The sequence below is a fragment of the Marinobacter sp. genome (genome assembly GCF_041984545.1).
In the GTDB taxonomy this organism is placed as follows: domain Bacteria; phylum Pseudomonadota; class Gammaproteobacteria; order Pseudomonadales; family Oleiphilaceae; genus Marinobacter.
The window spans coordinates 277-739 of record NZ_JBHIXV010000082.1 but is presented as its reverse complement, the minus strand read 5'-3'; the positions used below and the strand labels follow the sequence as shown (position 1 = coordinate 739).

Below are 463 nucleotides of genomic sequence, written 5' to 3'. Positions count from 1 at the left end.
CCCAAGTGCCCATGCCCGGTGTTGTAAAAAACATTGGGAGTTCTACCTTGACCCACCCGAGGCATCATGTTGGGCATCATAGGGCGCAAGCCTGCCCAAGGCACTACAGAGCGTGTGTTAACGCGGGGAAAACATTGTTCCACCCATTCAATCAATGGGCGGATGCGGTCTGCGCGAATGTCACGGTTCACGCCATTGAATTCGGCAGTGCCTGCAACGCGGAAACGGTTGAGGCCTAAGCGGCTGGTGACCAACTTGGTTTCGTCATCCAGTAAGCTCACGGTGGGGGCACCCAATTGACTTTCTTCATCGTTCAAGTTGACGGTGATGGAGTAGCCTTTGACGGGGTAGATGTTCACGCGATCGCCTAGCTGAGCTGCAAAGTCACGGCTGCCCACTCCTGCACACACCACCACGCTATCAAAGGTATGCAGGCTTGGTGTGGCGTCTTGTTGTGTCACGG

General features: G+C 55.3%; 1 protein-coding gene. It reads right to left on the bottom strand.

Annotation, left to right across the window (positions count from 1 at the left end):
- A partial coding sequence (locus ACFC20_RS17615) for an FAD-dependent oxidoreductase (protein WP_375194118.1) occupies positions 1–463 on the bottom strand: 463 nt, incomplete at both ends.